We start from the raw sequence: 17506 nt of genomic DNA on the forward strand, positions 1-17506 counted from the left end.
ATGGAATTATTAGCAGTAAATAATCTCGATGTTTATTTAAAAACGGACGAAGAATTAGTTCACGCAGTGCGTAATGTCTCGTTTTCGATTGAAAAAGGGCAAACTCTTGCGATTGTGGGGGAATCCGGCTCGGGTAAATCCGTTACTTCAATGGCAATTATGCAGTTATTGCCTAAAAATATCGTCTCATTCGGTGAACGTTCAAGCATCATTTTTGAAGAGCAAAACCTGCTTACGCTGTCTGAAAAAGCAATGCAAGCAGTTCGAGGCGATCGCATCGGTATGATTTTCCAAGAGCCAATGACCTCGCTGAACCCTTATATGCCGATTGGCAAGCAGGTTGCCGAGGCGGTTCAAACCCATAATCCGCAAATCAGCAATACCGAAGCGGAAAAAATGGTATTGGAAACTTTGCAAAAAGTAAAAATTCCCGATGCGGAAAAGAAAATGATCTGCTATCCGCACGAATTTTCCGGAGGTCAGCTCCAACGAATTATGATTGCTATGGCAATTATCAATAAACCCGATTTGTTGATTGCCGATGAGCCAACCACTGCCCTTGATGTGACAACCCAAGCAGAAATTTTGGATTTAATGCACGACTTACAGCGTGATATGGGAATGGCGATTATCTTAATTTCCCACGATTTACGCTTGGTGCATAAATACAGTGACTTAGTCTGCGTAATGCAAAACGGCGAAATTATTGAACGTGGCGAAACAGAAAGCGTGTTCACGAATCCACAGCACCCTTATACGATGGAGCTACTTACCCCGATTCCGACCAACCTAAAAGGGGAATTACCGCCAAATGCGCCAACCTTGATTCAAGGCGAAAACATTGAGGTGGATTATATTTTAAAACGCTCGCTATTCGGCAAGCCGAAAAAGGTGTTTAATGCGTTAAAAGATATTTCATTGCACTTGAAAACCGGCGAAACGCTCGGCATTGTAGGCGAATCCGGTTCAGGAAAATCTACCCTTGGGCGTGCGATTATGCAGATTTTGGATTATCGCGGCAATATTACGTTTGCAGGTAAGAATATGGCTAATCTGAATAAAGCCGAACGTCAAGCCCTGAAAAAAGATATGCAAATGGTGTTCCAAGACCCGTTCAACTCGCTTTCACCTCGCTTAACGGTAGGGGAAATTATTGCCGAAGGCTTAACCGTACATTGCCCTCAAATGAGCAAAGCCGAACGCCGAGAGAAAGTAATGAAAATGTTGGAAGAGGTCAATCTCAACCCTGCAATGATTAACCGCTATCCGCACGAATTTTCGGGCGGACAACGCCAACGGATTGCAATTGCCCGAGCCATTATTTTAGAGCCAAAATTTGTATTGCTTGATGAGCCGACCTCCGCACTCGACCGCTCTACCCAAATCACTGTAATTGAATTGCTTAACCGCTTACAGAAAAAATACGGCTTAAGTTATATTTTCATCAGCCACGATTTAGCGGTAATTAAAGCACTCAGCGACCGAGTGATTGTAATGAGCCAAGGTGAGATTATCGAAAGCGGTGATGTAGCACAAATTTTTGAAAATCCACAACAAGAGTACACCAAGCGGTTAATTTTGGCCTCTAATTTGTAACTCCTTCCAAAAGGTCTTATTCTACTAAAGAATAAGACCTTATCATTTTATGCTAACAAAACATTATAATTCTCATATTTTATTTCAATTTTTTAAAAAAATATGGAACTTTATATAAAGCTCTCTTTCTAAATAATATGTTATCTGAACTAAGATAATGTATTATTTAAAGGAGAATATATGAAAAAATTGATGATATTCGCAACAACTGCCATGATTGTAAGCAATTTAGCCCATGCAGCAGGTGAACAAAGTGATGCAAGAGAAGCTCATGAAAGCACCGTAAAGACTTCAACAGTTAAGTATAGCTGCCAAAGCGGCAAAAAATTAAATGTGAAGTACGGCTTCAATAAACAAGGCATTCCAACCTATGCAGAGGCGAAATTAAATGGCAAAACACGTTTTATGCCAATAAATCTAAATACAACTAATGCAAGTGGTACAAGCTTTGGAGACGAAAATAATTTCAGTCTTTACGGTGATGCAATGGAATTTGCCAGCCACCGAAAAGCATCAGTAAATATCCAAAGTCCTGCAAGTGAAATTTTATATAAAGGTTGCACACCTCAAAAATAGAATGAGTCCGCTCTGATAAGTGGCTTTTTAATAGCTGTTTATTGCAGGTAGAAAAGCATTTTGTTTTTTATCTACTATCCAGAAACAAGCGGTTAAATTTGTTTAATTTTTTACAAAAAATGTGCCAAAATTAACCGCTTGTTTATTACTATCAAGAAATAAGTACGTAAAAGTTAGTTCTTACATTTAATACTTATCTCTAAAATTTAAACTCCACTGATGCCATTGCATAGCGTTCTGGCGCAAGATAACGATTCAAACCTTCAGCTGTTACGCTGTTTGCAACTCCGGGGCTGGTCATTCCAATAGTTCTTAAACTATCCCAACTCCAATATTTTTTATTAAAGAGATTATAAACCCCAACTTTAACAATCGCTCTTTCCCCAAACTTTTTGTGTGCAACTAAGTCAAATACGGTCGCTGAATTACTTAAGTATGGGTAAGTGGTTAATGATTTATCGTAACTTAAATAACCAGTATTGGCTAAAATAGCATACTGTTGTGCATATTTTGCTTTTTTGCCTTGTGTATATGTACCGTTTAAATGCACTGCCCAGTCATTATTGGCTGCTCGATAACCTATACCAAATAAGGCTTTTAACGGCTGAACTGTGAGTAAATCAGCACCATCATTGCGTTTGCCACGAGCATAGCCAAATCCGCCATTAAGCTCAAAGCCTTGTGGAATTGCATTCCACGCTGTATTTAAGTCTAAAGTTCCGTTAATATCAACTCCTTTGATTTTAGCTCGGTTGACATTTTGCGATTGGTAAATATTGTTACCAATAGTGGCAAGATCAATCAGATTTCTATAGTGGGTATGGTAAGCGGTTACGCTCAAGTTGCCTAATGAACCATTACCTACCAGTGAAATTTCATTACCTAAGCTTGTTTCCGGTTTTAAGTTGGTATTTGCTAAGAAAGTTTGGCTTGCTCCACGCCCTTGAACTTCACGGTTAAAGAACATTTCACTTGCGGTAGGTGTTCTAAAACCACGGCTGAGTTTATAACCGATTTGCCATACAGGAGAGAGCTGATAATTTAAACCAATATCTCCTGCCCAATTGTTAAAGGTTTTATCTGACAAACTATTATCATCAGAATGTAATTTCGACTGCTCATATCGAGCATTTAAATGAGCAGATAGATTTTGTGTCAGTAAAATAGAGTCGCCCATCAAAATATGGAAAGACTTGTTTTTTGCCGGAGACTGCATATTTTGATCGGTTGGTGTAATACCTGCTGTATAGGTTTGCATATTAAAACTGAAATCAGATACACCATAGCCTAATTCCGTTGACAATTTATGTTCGGTATTACCTAGATCAACAGGCTTGAATGTAACACCTAAGCTACCTTCAACATTTTTAGTATTAAAAGCCCGTTTGGTATTATCTGTTTTTGTACCACGGGCAATAGTGATTTGATCGTTAATACCTGAAATTTCAGTATCCTGTTTGGTTACCGCAACTTTAATATTTTCAAGAATACTGTTTTTTGGAGTGTATAAATAAGTAACGCCATAAGTTTCAATTTCCTGCACATCAAAAAAATCACGTAATGTGACGGTAGAATAAGAAAGCTCTTGACCGGCGTTTTTACTGCGTTGCTTAGAAGTTTTTAATTCAAGGCGATTTTCATCATTCCATTTTAGCCCTAATTTTGCCAAGTAGCTGTATTGATTATTTTTGTAAGGATTTGGTAAACCACGACCACTTCCCATAATATCCGGACCTTTAGACGTTGTTTGTGTTTCGTGTCCTTGACGGTGGCTATACATAACCAAAGCATCCGCATATTGACCATCCGCAGCAATACCTGCCGTCTCAATATTCTCTTTATTTTGACCGTTATAGGTATATTTCAACATCCCACCAAATTGGCGACCTTTCATTAAAATATCACTTACGGTTTTAGTTTTATAGTTCACAGAGCCGCCTAATGCCCCATTGCCTACTTTTGTGCTTGAGCCTTTTTCAATGGTTACATCGCTCATTAATTCAGTATCGATTTCAGGGCGAGATTTATTGTAGTAACTATAGCGACTAAAGGTGGCATAGTTATTTGATGCTGCTTGCGATATGCCATCAACTGTTACTGCCACTTGATTGCCTTCAACACCACGGATATTAAACCCTTGTGGGCCAAAGCGACCTGTTTGCGGAACGCCCATATCGGTGCTATAACGTACTAAATCTTCATTGCTCATCACCGCTTGCTGTTTAAGTAGGTTCTCCTGCTGCTCATTTACTTCAATAGTATCTAGTTCAATGCTACTAATCTTTGTTTCTTGAGCTAAGGAGAGTTGAGAAATAAAGGGAGTAATCGCTATTGCTAATACAGTTTGCTTTATTTGCATATTTTAGATCCTCTAGTTAGTTTAATCCGTTTAATGTTAAAAAAATGTTAACACTATATCATTTTAATTGAAAATTGAAATAATAATAATTATTATTTAAGTTTAGCTAAAAATCAAATGGAGTATAAAATGAGAACCTTACTTTTTTCTTTCATTGCCCTATCAATGTGTTTAAATACCACAAAGGCGGCAGAAAAAATTGTTTCAACTGCGGGCTATGCTTCCGAAATTGTCGCAGCACTAGGAAAAGCTGATAAGTTAGTCGGTGTGGATACCACTTCAGTTAAACCTCAAACGATAATGGAGAAAAAACCTAAAATCGGTTATCGTCGCCAGCTTTCTGCTGAAGGTATTCTCTCTTTAACCCCAGATTTGATTATTTTAGCCCCTGATGCCGGCCCTAACGCAGTTATTGAGCAAATCAAAGCCAGCGGTATTCCATTACTTCACTTAGGAGAGAAACCAAGCTTAGCAGGGATTCGTGAGGATATTCAGCAAATTGCTAAGGCGATTGGTGCAGAATCGGAGGTAAAACAATTAACAGAAACCATTCTGGCAGATGAAAAAAAATTAGCGGACATTCGTAGCCAACATTCTCCTGACAAAGAAGCCTTAGTGCTGATTGACACCGCATCGCAAGGCATCTTTGGGCTAGGGAAAAAGAGTGTAGGTGAGCATTTCTTAACCTTGTTAAATCTCAACAATAGTTTCAATGCCGAAGGCAATAAACCACTCTCCAACGAGGCTTTAGCCGCAAGTAAAGCAGATGTTATTCTATTAGCCTCCCGCAATCAGGCAAAAGAATCTGCAACAATCAGCAAATTAGCAGAATCCAGCCCACAATACGCCCAACTCACAAATACACAAGCGGGCAAAAAAGGCTGTGTTTTTGCAATCAATATTTTAGATGCCTTGAGCTTTGGGCCTTACACTGCTCAATATGCACACCAAATTCTCACCACTATTCAACCTTGTTTAAAATAACGGATACGCTTTGAAACTGCATTTAACCTTAATTTTCACTTTAATTATCAGCTTAGTGGTTTGTACCCATTTAGGGGCGATGTCATTACCCCTATCCGCTTGGCACTGCAACAATGCTGAATGCGAAAGTGCAGCCTATATTTTATGGCAAATCCGCCTGCCTCGATTACTAGGGGCATTATTCATCGGGGCAGCTCTCGCTATTAGCGGAGCAACAATGCAAGGGCTGTTTCGCAATCCGTTAGTAGATCCGGGGATTATTGGTGTCTCTTCAGGTGCTGCATTGGCTGCGGCATTATATATTGTGGTGATTCAGCCACTACTGCCGGAATCAATCAGCTATTATGCTCTACCTATTGCCGCCTTTTTAGGGGGCTGGCTGGTAACTTTTATGCTCTATTTACTTTCTCAACGTAACGGGCAACTACATATCGCCATTATGCTATTAATTGGTATTGCTCTGGCTGCATTTAGCGGTGCTTTAACCGGCATACTGATTTACATTGCCGATGATAACCAACTGCGCAGTTTAACCTTTTGGAGCATGGGATCTTTAGCCGGTATGAATTGGCAAATGGTGGCAATGATGGCTACCGTTGTCTTCATTTGTAGCCCGCTTATTTGGCGGGAACACCGTGCGTTAAACGCCTTAACATTAGGTGAAGAAGATGCACAATACATTGGTTTTGACATTGCAAAAGTCAAACGCCGTCTTGTATTTTACGTTGCCTTATTAACCGGCACAAGCGTTGCCTGTGTCGGCGCTATCGGCTTTGTCGGGCTGGTTATTCCACATTTAATGCGTTTACTGGGAGGCAGTAACCACCGCCATTTATTACTCAATAGTTTGGTTTGCGGTGCAATCTTATTAATGATTGCAGATACTCTTGCCAGAACCCTAGCCGCTCCGGCAGAAATCCCGATTGGTATTTTTACCGCCTTATTTGGTGCGCCATTCCTTGCAGGAATGGTATGGAAAAGTGGGAAACATATCTAATGAGCAATTTATTAACTTGCCAAAATTTAAGCATCGTTCATCAACAAAAAAAGTTGCTGGAGATTCAAGAAATTGCCTTTGAACAAGGAAAATTTACCGCTATCATCGGTCCAAACGGAGCCGGCAAAACAACCTTACTCAAAGCCTTAAGCGGTAATAATGCACAAACTAACAGTGCCGTATTTTATCAACATCAATGCTTAACCAACTTAAACGGATATGCTCTGGCTCAAAAACGGGCAATGCTAAGCCAACAGAGCCAAATTGCCTTTCCCTTGAAAGTAGAAGAATTGGTACAACTCGGAAGAGAGCCATATCGCCAAAGTGAATTTGCAAAATTTAATGAAAAAATAACCGCTTGGGCTATGGAAACAATGTCTTTAACCGCATTAAAAGAAAGAAGTAGCACACAACTTTCCGGTGGAGAACAACATCGAGCACATATTGCCCGAGTGTTGGCTCAACTCGTTCCCGAACCGAATGCCGATTTAAGCGGAAGCTGGCTTTTGCTTGATGAACCCACCAACCATTTGGATATTCATCACCAATATCAGCTTTTCGCTTTACTACAAAAGCTGAAACAACAAGGCTTAACCATCATTGCGATTTTGCACGATCCTGCATTGGCGATAAATCAAGCCGATCATATCTTAATGCTAAAAAATGGGGAAAAATTTGCTGAAATGTCCGCTAAAGCCGTTGCAGAAAGTTGTTTATTAGATGAGCTGTATGAAATGAAAATGGGCTGTCGCTATTGCCCTCACAGCGGGCAATATTATCTTTGCCCTGCATTAGCTGAAAGTTAGGGTGCGATGCACCCTATCGTTTAATCTTCAGCATATCCACAAGCAGGCAGTAGTTTACCGTCTAAATACGCTTTGCCGTGCTGAGAAACTAATCTACCCGAACAGAACCACTCAATCACCAACGGATAATATCGATGTTCTTGCTCAACCACTCGAGCCATTACATCTTCAATCTCATCTTCAGGATAAATCGGCACTTTAGCTTGTAATACCACCGCACCCGCATCCACTTCTTCATTTACGAAATGAATGGTCGTGCCGTGTTCACTCTCCCCAGCCTCAATCGCTCTTTGATAAGTGTTTAGCCCCGGGTATTTAGGTAATAAGGAAGGGTGAATATTGAGTATTTTGCCAGCAAAACGTTGCGTAAATTCAGGCGTTAAAATTTTCATATAGCCGGCTAATACAATTAACTCAGCTCCTAACTGCTCAATTTGTTCGGCAATGGCAAGATCCATTTCCACATTGCTTTGGTAATCTTTACGAGAAAATACAAATGTTGGGATTCCCGCCTGTTTAGCTCGAATCAGCCCATAGGCATCTGCCTTATTGCAAATTACACCACAAATCTGACCGCTTGTATCCGCAGATTTTTGCGCATCAATCATTGCTTGTAGGTTAGAACCATTCCCTGAAATTAAAACCACAAATTTTTTCATATTACACACCGGCTGAATATTCATCGTTCTGGATATTATGCCTTGAATCTCAACATCAGTACAGGAAAGAAAAAGGGCTTATTGGTTAAAATAAGCCACTTTCAAGCTAGAAACGCACCTCTGCCCCTAGTGTGTAAGTTCGACCTCTGGCACTATTTGTGAAACGATAGGTGTCTGTATCATAGTCATACTCTTCTGCGGTGGAAGAGTTATACGCATTTAAGGCATCAAGATAATTTCGGTTCATCACATTTTGTACCCCGGCTTTTAAGGTTAAATGTTTATTCACTTTGTAATTTGCATATAAATCGATAATCACCGGAATATTCGGTAACTGCTCGTGAATAATGTTGCCATCTTCGTCTAAATCAATACCGACACGTTTCGCTTTGCCTGTATATTTAAAAATGCTAGACAGTGTTAATTTTTTATCCAGCAATTTAGTTCCTAGCTCCAAAGTCGCATAATCTTTTGGTAGCTGGGTATAAGCTTCGGTGCCAAATCCATAAAGAATCGTCGCACCTTTTGAAGTGGGTGCTGTGCTTTCAGTTCGGGTATAACTACCATTGACAAAAAAAGCATCGGAATCGTAAGCCAGCTCGACTTCCCAACCTCGATTTTTAACCTTTTCAGGGTGATTCACATAAATTTGGAACTGTATAGCATCGGTAGCATCACTTGAATTTCGACATACTGTTGGTCCGCAACCATACAGCGAGAGGTTATACAAATAGTCTTTAATGCGTGAGTTAAAATATACCGCTTTTAGCCCCAAAAGATCATTATTGAGTAATACATTATCTTGATGAATATTAAACCCAATCTCATAAGTTTTCGCACTTTCCGGTTTCAAAAACGGGTTCACACTCAAGCCATTTCGACTGGTATTAAACATTTCTTGCACATTAGGCGAACGGGAGGTTTGTTTGTAACTGACAAACGGTTGAAACCAATCAACAACCTGAAACGCTAAAGTAGCAGAAGGATTCAACTTGTAGTGTTTTTTATTAACATCAAACCCAAAAGAAGGGAAACAATAATCCATATCATCGCTATCACATTCTGGCTTATATCCTTTTAACTGATAGCGTGAATAGTGAAGACTTGAATTTAAAGTGACAATGCCGTATTTCCATTCGGTGTCTAGGTAAAGGGAATCAATATTTTGCTTACCTGCTGGCCCAAAAGCGGCATTGCTAATCGCTCCATCATTATTCTTACTTTCCGGTAAATCACGGGAATATTTATTTCGCATTAAATTTATACCATAAGTCAATAATGCTGATAATTTCCCAGACTCAAAACGGCTGGTGTTATTCAAATCAAACATCCACATTTTGTTTTTGGTTGAGGCATCTTCTAATGTCCATAGTTTTGCATCATCGTGGAAATCTTGCTTAGTTTCTGTCACTGCCGTCAGGAATTTCAGATCAATCCAATCAGATTGAGGCTGGTAACTGGATTCTAAGGAATAGGTCGCACTATCAATATTACGCCCCACTAAGCTATTTTTATATTGACGTCCGGACAATTTAAACTCTGAGTCTTGATTTGGCTTAAAGGCAATTTTTCCCATATAAGATTCAGGGTGATTTTTTAACCCTTGCATATAAGCAGAATCCGTTGCCATTGTGCCATTACCTCGGCGATAATTTTGACTGATACTACTTTTGCTAAAAGCCAATAAACTGCCAAGAGAGCCACTTTCCAGCACATCAACTTTTCCGGCTAGCGCAAGCATTCCGTTTTTACCTAGATCATTATTACCATAATTAAAACGGCTTAAAACGCCAACTTTATGTTGTTCTAGTAGAATATCTTCGACATCAATCGTTTTAAAATTAGCACTACCGGCTAAAGCATTCAATCCGGCTGCACCATTGTTGTAGCCTTTCGCAATATCAACTCGGGTTAAAAAATTTTGATCAATTAAAGTGCTGAATTGGCTCATCGGTCCGTTACCATCAGTGTGGAACTTACCACCTCCGTTTGCTGATGTACCAAGCTGTGTTTGTGGCACGCCATCAACTAAAGTATTTACCCGACCAAGACCACTCATATTACGAATATTAACACTCACGCCCCCTTGCCCCGGGTCAATTTGGGTATAGCCACCTGCGACAGAACGGACAATACTATCTAAACTTTGCATTGCATTCACATTCATTGCTCGAGAACTCACCGAGCCGGCTTTACTGAAATTCTCAAAATTAGGGTTTTCCATACTGCCATAAACCGTTACCGTATCAAGTTCCGCAATATTTTTCGCCTTTTCCTCTGCCAATGCAGCTTGCGATCCCCCCATACACAAAACCGGAAGCAAAATGCGTGTGATTATATTAAATTTCATAATTCTCCTTATTGAGTGACCCAAAGATAATCTGCCTGTGAAGAAGTAATTTCTTCTCTCTCTGTTTTAAGCATTAGCACCGCTACTTTTTTTGTTCGGTCATATTCCGCAATATGCAACGGAACGCCAAGATCTTTGCGAACGTGATGGTTGCCGGCAATCAGCAAGCTAGTCGATAACGCATTTTTTACTAATTTTTCTGCCATTCTGCGATCACGGAATTGTTGTACTGCCACCATATTTTCCATCGGATAAGCCATTCCGTGATTCATTGACAGCAACAGTTGTGCGATCTTTTGCTTAACTTCAGAGGAAGTGGATACAGAACCTTTCAAGGGTTCCGCTCCATTTAATAAAATTTCAACCTCTTTATTTGTTAAGTTAGTGGCTAAAACACGGCTATTTGAACGCAAACTCTCTACCACTAAATCTTGATACATCTTCCAATCCCATTTTTGCCATTGAATTGCTTCTCTTAAATCTGTGGCTGATAAATTAACCGGTCGGTTAAACTGAATGCGATCAATCGCAGGCTGCTGATCCACATTTAACATCTCCAACGCAATTAAATGTAACTTGGCTTTCTTCGTAAGTTGATTAAATAAATACAATTCAATTTGGTGGTGAATTAACTGAGTATGTTCCTCACCAACTAAAACGTAATCTTGAGAAGATAGACGGGAAAGTAGTTCAGTAAATGAAATCGTTTGATTGGTATTCAGATCAATAATTTGGCCGATAGAGTCCACATTTTGTTCATTAAGGGGCTGTGTTGAAACCGAGCAGCCTAAAAGAAAAAAAGCCATAAAAAGGCTAGCTAAAAAAGAGGAAATACGAGGTAACATAACAAAAAATAAATTAATGAGAATTATTATCATTATGTTATGTAAAAAAAGAAAAATCAATTCATTTTCAGAAAACAGATAAAGAAAATGATTGATAAAACAAAAAGCGGTAATATTTCTAAAAAATATTACCGCTTGAAAAAGTGTAAAGTTGAGATTATGCGTACACTGGTAAACGTTTACAAATGTCTAAAACTTTCGCTTTAGTCTCTGCAATCACCTGTTCGTGATTATCCTTACCAATGCTATCTAGCACATCACACATCCAGCCAGCTAGTGCCGTCACTTCTGCTTCTTTAAAACCACGGCGGGTCACAGAAGGCGTACCCACACGAATACCTGAAGTCACGAATGGTTTTTGAGGGTCGTTCGGCACCGAGTTTTTATTCACGGTAATGTTCGCAGCCCCTAATGCAGCATCTGCCGCTTTGCCGGTTAAACCTTGTTTTACAAAGCTAACAAGGAATAAATGGTTTTCCGTACCGTTTGAAACAACATCAAAACCACGTTGCTTAAATACCTCAACCATTGCTTTCGCATTTTTCACAACCTGCTGCTGATATGCCTTAAATTCCGGCTCTAAAGCTTCTTTAAAACAAACCGCTTTTGCCGCAATAACGTGCATTAACGGACCACCTTGACCAGCTGGGAATACAGCAGATTGCAGTTTCTTATACATTTCTTCATCACCAGATGCAGATAAAATCAAACCGCCTCGAGGGCCGGCTAAGGTTTTATGGGTTGTTGTCGTCACGACGTGAGCGTGTGGAAGCGGATTTGGATAAACCCCCGCCGCAATTAAGCCGGCAACGTGAGCCATATCCACAAATAAATAAGCCCCAACTTCATCGGCAATTTCACGCATTTTTGCCCAATCCATAACTTGCGAATAAGCAGAGAAACCTGCAACAATCATTTTCGGTTTCACGTCTTGGGCTTGTTTACGTAATGCATCATAATCAATTAAGCCTTCATCAGTAATGCCGTATTGCTCTGCTTTATAAATTTTACCGGAGAAACTGACCGAAGCACCGTGAGTTAAATGCCCGCCGTGTGCTAAACTCATTCCTAAAATGGTATCGCCCGGATTAAGCAACGCCATATATACGGCTGCATTCGCTTGTGAGCCTGAATGCGGTTGAACGTTGGCATAATCTGCCCCAAATAATGCTTTTGCACGGTCAATTGCGAGTTGTTCTACAATATCCACATACTCACAACCACCATAGTAACGTTTACCCGGATAACCTTCTGCATATTTATTGGTTAATTGTGAGCCTTGAGCCTGCATTACACGTGGACTTGCATAGTTTTCAGATGCAATTAATTCAATATGTTCTTCTTGACGGCGATCTTCATCTTGAATTGCTTGCCATAATACTGCATCGTAATCAGCGATATTCATATCACGTTTTAACATTTTTGGACTCCTAATAAGCTTAAGTAAACGTTTGCGTAAGTTGATTTCACGTTATTTTACGCATTTTTTAGTTTCATAGATAGTATTATTTATATAAAAATTAACTTCGAGTGAAAGAAAAACAAGCGGTCACATTTTGTAAAAAATTTACCAAATATGACCGCTTAGTATTATTCATTGAATTAATGATTATGATCTTTTAAATGCTTTGCCCATTGCATTGCAGCAAATCCTAAAATTGCTAAAACTAACAAACCAATAGTTAATCCATCCATTTTACATTTCCTCCGCTGTCTCTCTAAATGCCCTGGCGGTTGTTAAAAAAGAATATATGACCGTAAATAATGTAGCCAAATGCACAAACTTCATCAATAGTGAATATTCTCCATAGAGAATAACAGGAATTGCTAAAATTGCAACTTTTGCCACGTCGTCCATTAGCTTTGCCCAAGCCTCAAATGAGCTTTTCTTAATTGGCTTTTTAAATAGATTTAGCATAATGCCTCCGTTATTTCCAGTTATTTTGGAAGAAAATCTGGAAACGAGCAAAAGGCAAAGTTGATATTTTCGATGCAGATCGCAAAATTATTTTGCTAATTCCGCACGCAAAATCGCAGCCCCTTGGCTGAGTGCCTGCAATTTACCTCGTGCGACTTGGCGTGAAAGTGGTGCCATTCCGCAGTTGGTGCTTGGGTAGAGTTTATCTGCATCGACAAATTGTAATGCTTTGCGTAACGTATCTGCCACTTGTTCCGGTGTTTCGATAATGTTGGTTGCTACATCAATCGCTCCCAGCATTACTTTTTTGCCACGCACTAATTCGATTAAGTCCATTGGCACACGGGAGTTTTGGCACTCTAATGAGATAATGTCGATTTTTGATTGTTGCAGTTTCGGGAAACTCTCTTCGTATTGACGCCATTCGTTGCCGAGGGTCTGTTTCCAGTCGGTATTGGCTTTAATGCCGTAGCCGTAGCAGATATGCACCGCCGTTTCGCATTTTAAGCCTTCCGCCGCACGCTCTAACGCTGCCACGCCCCAGTCATTCAGCTCATCGAAGAAGACGTTAAACGCCGGTTCGTCAAATTGAATAATATCGACACCTGCCGCTTCCAACTCTTTGGCTTCTTCGTTGAGGATTTTGGCAAATTCCCACGCCAGTTTTTCACGGCTTTTGTAATGACCGTCATAGAGGGTATCGATCATCGTCATCGGGCCGGGTAATGCCCATTTAATTGGCTTGTCGGTATGCGCACGCAAGAATTTGGCATCGTCCACAAACACCGATTTCGGACGGGAAACTGCCCCTACCACGCTCGGCACGCTGGCATCGTAACGGTTACGAATACGCACAATTTCACGCTTGCTAAAATCTACCCCTTCTAAATGCTCGATAAAGGTGGTCACAAAGTGCTGGCGGGTCTGTTCGCCATCGCTAACAATATCAATCCCTGCCACAGTTTGTTCGGCAAGAGAGACCAATAGGGCATCTCTTTTAGCCTGTAGTAGCTCATCGCCACTAAATTTCCATTCCGACCACAATTTTTCAGGCTCGGCAAGCCAAGCCGGTTTTGGTAAGCTGCCGGCGGTAGAGGTTGGGAGAAGAATGTTGCTCATAATTTGTGTTCCTGTAAATGCGTAGAGGCGGGGTTTAACCCACCCGAAAAATTAACCGGAGATGGGCGGGTTAAAACCCGCCCCTACGAATATGGTAAAGGCAGAATTATTTTTCTGCTGCCCAAGCCTCTAAAATCGCTTGGTAACGTTTAATAAAATGTTCTTCGGTGTATTTACCCTGTTTAATTGCCAGCTGGGTGCGTTCTTCACGGTCATATTCCACTTTGGTAACGGAATAATCTTGGTAAGTCAGGCTACCTTTATATACCTGCCCTGCCACCGAATTGGCATTGTAAATTTCCGGACGGTAGATTTTTTGGAAGGCTTCCATAGTTGCAATAGTGCTGATTAGCTCTAAGTTAGTGTAATCATTGAGCAAGTCTGCATTCTCATCAAAATAGAACGCATAGGGTGCAACGGATTTTGGCGGCATAAAGTAACGCACTTTTAAGCCCATTTTCGCAAAATAGTCATCGGTTAAAGAGTAATCATTTTGTACATATTCCACACCTAAAATCGGGTGAACATTGGTGGTACGGTGGTAAGTTCGAGTGGTTGCCACGCTTAAACAGATCACCGGTGGTTTTTTATATTTTGCGGTATATTCAGGCGATGCCAATAAATGCTTAAACAGCTTGCCGTGTAACTCGCCATAGCCTTCCGGCACGCTAAATTGCGGTTTGTCTTTATTGTGATCTAACAATAATACGCTGAAATCGTAATCACGCACGAATGATGAGAAGTTATTGCCGATAATGCCGTCAATGGTTTTGCCAGTTTTGTGGTCGATAACAGAGGTTTTCAGCCACTCAATCGCGGGGAAGAACTCGCCTTTGCCTTCGACATCAATATCTAATGAGACAATATCTAATTTCACTGAATAACGATCCGCATTCGGGTTATCCCAGTTCGCTAAATCGTTAAAACGGTTGTTGATCATCGCAATCGCATTTTGCAGGTTCTGCTTGCGGTTTTCGCCACGGGCAAGGTTGGCAAAGTTGGTGGTTAAACGGGTGCTTTGCTCCGGTTGGTAATCTTCATTAAATTCAATGGTATGCACTTGGCATTTAAAATTTGTTGTCATTTTATTGTCCCCTCTATTTTTCAAGATGACTTATTGAACCACAAATTTTTATTGAATAAAAATGATATATTTTTGAAATTTATATGAAAGCAATTCATATTGAATTTGCAAATTTAAGTAAAAAAAGCACCGTTTGTCATTTAAAACAGCTTACTTGCCCAGCCTAATTTAGAGCCTAATACGGTAAAGTAGTTATAATCTTTTAAATGCAGTAGTTGTAATTTATCTGGGCTTTTACGCACCAATACTCTATCTTCAGGCGTAAAGTGCATATTCACCTGCCCGTCACAAATCACTTCCAAATCAGGGGTATTATATTTGGCAAAACGAAGTGAAATTTGGCTATCGCCATCAACCACTAAAGGACGAGAAGAAAGAGTGTGAGGGTGCATCGGTACTAATGCCATTGCATTCATATTCGGGGTTAAAATCGGGCCACCAGCAGAAAGTGAATAGGCGGTTGACCCCGTAGGCGTTGCTACAATCAAACCATCTGCACGTTGTGAAAAAGCGAATTTTCCGTCAATATACACCTCAAATTCAATAATCCGAGCCACTTGGGTTGGGTGAACCACAATTTCATTCAAGGCATTATTTGCGGCAATAATTTTACCGTTTCGCTCAATGAAAGCCTCTAACAGGAATCGCTCTTCAATCACATATTCATTTTTTACTAAGCAACTATAAAGCTGTTCAAAAGCCGTTTGAGGTGCAATATCGGTTAAAAAGCCCAGATTTCCCCGGTTAATGCCTATCAATGGCACTCGGTATTTAGCTAAAGCTCGGGCGATGCCAAGCATATTACCATCACCACCAATCACAATCACCAACTCTGCACGCTGACCAATCTGATCTAAGCTGTAGCTTTCCTTAAGCTGTAATTGCATGGCAACCTCTGTTTCCACTAAAATTTGATAATCACGATCTTTTAACCAATTATAAACGGCAAGATGTGTTTCAAATGCACTATCGTGTCGAGGTGTGCCAACAATCGCAATCACTTCAAACGGTTTTTGCTGATTCATTTCGATTCCTTAAAGAATGTGAGTTTGATACCATTGATTAAGTAGAATACCTGCGTTTACCGCCACATTTAAACCACTATTTAACGGATTATTAAAGGAAAGCTGTACTGTTGTATCTTCTGTGTAAGCCACATCACTTGCTGGAATCTCACTTAGCACAAAGACTACCTTTTCCGCCAGCTTAATTTTGGTTAAAGAAGGGGCTTGCTTATGGCGTGTGAGGTGTACGATTTGGTAACCAGCTTGGCGTAGCTGTACCAAAGCAATATGCTTGTTTTTAGTTTCTAACGCCCGCACAAATTCCAAGCCACCTTCTGCAACACGAGCTGCGGCACTGGAATTTAAACTATCTACATTTTCGGTAATAATACCTTTCACCCCATAAAAAGCACAAGTTCTGATGATTCCACCTACATTCTGTGCATTATTAACACCATCTAACAGTACCAAACAATCTTGTTTTTTCGGCACTTGTAAATAGCCCTCTAACACAAACGACGCAGATTTTTTGACTAATAAGCACATATCGCCGTGATGTTCAGTGCCGGTAACACGCTCCATCTCTTCACGGTCAATAACGTGATAGGCTTTTTTGTTCTGAGCCAAATAGCTCATTAAATCGCCTAATTTTTTGGCTCCTTCCACTGTTGCCCATAAACGCACAATAGATTCAGGACGCTGTTGGAACAAGCTGATACAAGCATTTTCGCCATAGATTTTCATCTCTTCCAAACGATTTTTCTTAATTTTCTCAGGCGCTCGTGGTGAAAGCGGGCCGGTTTTCTTCTGTTTAACTGAGCTATTCCCACCTTTTACCCAAATTTGCACGCTACCCTCACCGCTGGCTTTTTTGCCTTCGGTTGGATAAATCTGTTCCGTGCTTGAATAAGTCTCTTCACGCTTAAAATGTAGCTTATGCGGTCTGTCACTTTTAACTTCATTTCCTCGCATTTTGCCTTTATCTGAAAAACGGGGAGAACGCTCATCTGAACGGCGTTCTTCTCTTTGTTTAAAACGAGGTTGGTTATTTTCTTTAAATTGCATTTTTAGTACCTAAATGGGTGGCTTGAATGGGAGGTATTATAACGAATCCAAACTACAAGCGGTTAGAAAAAGCCATTTTTTTGCAAAATTTTTCACAGATTAGACCGCTTGTTGTTTCTTTATTTCGCTACATTCTTTATAATT

15 protein-coding genes are annotated in these 17506 nt (G+C 40.2%); 5 read left to right on the top strand and 10 right to left on the bottom strand.

The features are described from left to right. On the top strand, positions 1–1596 hold the full coding sequence (locus tag ACJ7Z2_RS11075) for an ABC transporter ATP-binding protein (protein WP_409500329.1): 1596 nt from the start codon (positions 1–3) through the stop codon (positions 1594–1596). A 180-nt stretch (positions 1597–1776) separates the two neighbouring features. Beyond that, a complete protein-coding gene (locus tag ACJ7Z2_RS11080) occupies positions 1777–2172 on the top strand; it encodes an adhesin (RefSeq protein ID WP_409500330.1) in 396 nt (131 codons plus the stop codon). A 199-nt stretch (positions 2173–2371) separates the two neighbouring features. Here the strand turns inward: ACJ7Z2_RS11080 and ACJ7Z2_RS11085 are convergent, their stop codons facing one another. Then, positions 2372–4531 carry a TonB-dependent hemoglobin/transferrin/lactoferrin family receptor gene (locus ACJ7Z2_RS11085; RefSeq protein ID WP_409500331.1) on the bottom strand — a complete coding sequence of 720 codons (2160 nt, stop codon included), beginning with the start codon at positions 4529–4531 and terminating at the stop codon, positions 2372–2374. A 129-nt stretch (positions 4532–4660) separates the two neighbouring features. Between ACJ7Z2_RS11085 and ACJ7Z2_RS11090 the strand changes: the two genes are divergently transcribed. Genes ACJ7Z2_RS11090 through ACJ7Z2_RS11100 form a run of 3 tightly spaced genes read left to right on the top strand, consistent with a single transcriptional unit; the run spans position 4661 to position 7318 of the window. After that, the gene (locus ACJ7Z2_RS11090; protein ID WP_409500332.1) at positions 4661–5515 is read left to right on the top strand and encodes a hemin ABC transporter substrate-binding protein; all 855 of its coding nucleotides are present in this window, start codon (positions 4661–4663) and stop codon (positions 5513–5515) included. 10 nt (positions 5516–5525) lie between these two features. Next, a complete protein-coding gene (locus ACJ7Z2_RS11095; protein ID WP_409500333.1) occupies positions 5526–6512 on the top strand; it encodes a FecCD family ABC transporter permease in 987 nt (328 codons plus the stop codon). Beyond that, on the top strand, positions 6512–7318 hold the full coding sequence (locus ACJ7Z2_RS11100) for an ABC transporter ATP-binding protein (protein ID WP_409500334.1): 807 nt from the start codon (positions 6512–6514) through the stop codon (positions 7316–7318). The genes ACJ7Z2_RS11095 and ACJ7Z2_RS11100 overlap by 1 nt, the downstream gene beginning before the upstream one ends. A gap of 20 nt (positions 7319–7338) precedes the next feature. Here the strand turns inward: ACJ7Z2_RS11100 and purN are convergent, their stop codons facing one another. The 9 genes from purN to ACJ7Z2_RS11145 all read right to left on the bottom strand — a co-directional run bounded on the left by purN (position 7339) and on the right by ACJ7Z2_RS11145 (position 17362). Beyond that, positions 7339–7977: a phosphoribosylglycinamide formyltransferase gene (gene purN / locus ACJ7Z2_RS11105; RefSeq protein ID WP_409500335.1), complete on the bottom strand. Its 639-nt coding sequence runs from the start codon at positions 7975–7977 to the stop codon at positions 7339–7341. Between the two features lie 106 nt (positions 7978–8083). Next, positions 8084–10327, bottom strand: a complete 2244-nt coding sequence (locus ACJ7Z2_RS11110; RefSeq protein WP_409500336.1) for a TonB-dependent receptor domain-containing protein — start codon at positions 10325–10327, stop codon at positions 8084–8086. 8 nt (positions 10328–10335) lie between these two features. Further along, positions 10336–11133 (bottom strand): ChaN family lipoprotein, encoded by a 798-nt coding sequence (locus ACJ7Z2_RS11115; protein WP_409500337.1) that lies wholly within the window; start codon positions 11131–11133, stop codon positions 10336–10338. 196 nt (positions 11134–11329) lie between these two features. After that, positions 11330–12592: a serine hydroxymethyltransferase gene (gene glyA, locus ACJ7Z2_RS11120; RefSeq protein ID WP_409500338.1), complete on the bottom strand. Its 1263-nt coding sequence runs from the start codon at positions 12590–12592 to the stop codon at positions 11330–11332. A gap of 276 nt (positions 12593–12868) precedes the next feature. Next, the gene (locus tag ACJ7Z2_RS11125; protein WP_154704686.1) at positions 12869–13090 is read right to left on the bottom strand and encodes a hypothetical protein; all 222 of its coding nucleotides are present in this window, start codon (positions 13088–13090) and stop codon (positions 12869–12871) included. A gap of 87 nt (positions 13091–13177) precedes the next feature. Further along, positions 13178–14209: a methionine synthase gene (locus ACJ7Z2_RS11130; protein WP_409500339.1), complete on the bottom strand. Its 1032-nt coding sequence runs from the start codon at positions 14207–14209 to the stop codon at positions 13178–13180. A 106-nt stretch (positions 14210–14315) separates the two neighbouring features. Beyond that, the gene (locus ACJ7Z2_RS11135) at positions 14316–15293 is read right to left on the bottom strand and encodes a DUF1852 domain-containing protein (protein ID WP_409500340.1); all 978 of its coding nucleotides are present in this window, start codon (positions 15291–15293) and stop codon (positions 14316–14318) included. A gap of 140 nt (positions 15294–15433) precedes the next feature. Continuing rightward, the gene (locus tag ACJ7Z2_RS11140; RefSeq protein WP_409500341.1) at positions 15434–16318 is read right to left on the bottom strand and encodes an NAD(+) kinase; all 885 of its coding nucleotides are present in this window, start codon (positions 16316–16318) and stop codon (positions 15434–15436) included. Positions 16319–16327: 9 nt separating this feature from the next. Beyond that, positions 16328–17362 (bottom strand): TrmH family RNA methyltransferase, encoded by a 1035-nt coding sequence (locus ACJ7Z2_RS11145; protein WP_409500342.1) that lies wholly within the window; start codon positions 17360–17362, stop codon positions 16328–16330. Positions 17363–17506 lie beyond the last annotated feature (144 nt).

It is taken from the genome of Mannheimia glucosida, assembly GCF_046267875.1.
Lineage (GTDB): Bacteria > Pseudomonadota > Gammaproteobacteria > Enterobacterales > Pasteurellaceae > Mannheimia > Mannheimia glucosida.